The sequence below is a fragment of the Streptomyces sp. 8K308 genome, assembly GCF_004348315.1.
In the GTDB taxonomy this organism is placed as follows: domain Bacteria; phylum Actinomycetota; class Actinomycetes; order Streptomycetales; family Streptomycetaceae; genus Streptomyces.
In genome coordinates this window covers 1-388 of sequence record NZ_SMKC01000700.1, presented here as the reverse complement: position 1 = coordinate 388, position 388 = coordinate 1, and the positions used below count along the sequence as shown (strand labels likewise).

The window sequence follows — 388 nt, the reverse complement described above, 5'->3', positions numbered from 1 at the left end:
GGTCTGCGCGACCGGCCGCCCGCCCTGCCGCATGAGGACGAGGAGGTGCGGTCGATGAGCTCACAGAACTCCCACCCCCAGACCAACACCCCACAACCGCAGTCCGGCCCGGATCGCCGCCCGGAACTGGAGCAACGCCTACGGGAGGCGAACGCCCAGAGCGAGGCCGACCGCCGAGCCAAGGGCGGCAGGACGTCGTAGGGGCGCCAAGCACACCAAGTGCGCCCCCGTCCAGCACGCGCAACCGGAACTCGCCGAAACTTGCACGGGGCATAGAACGAACGTCACGTCGACGACCAGCCCCCACTCACCGCATCCCCCAGGCCCGAGCGCCATCGGCGGCGCGCACCGAACCGCCAGACCCCCGCCGGTTTCCCCAGGCATAGTC

Annotated in this window: 1 protein-coding gene; it reads left to right on the top strand. The window is 70.9% G+C overall.

The features are described 5' to 3' along the window. On the top strand, nucleotides 1-201 hold a 201-nt coding region (locus tag E1265_RS37745; protein ID WP_207931365.1), incomplete at its 5' end, for a hypothetical protein. Nucleotides 202-388: the final 187 nt, after the last annotated feature.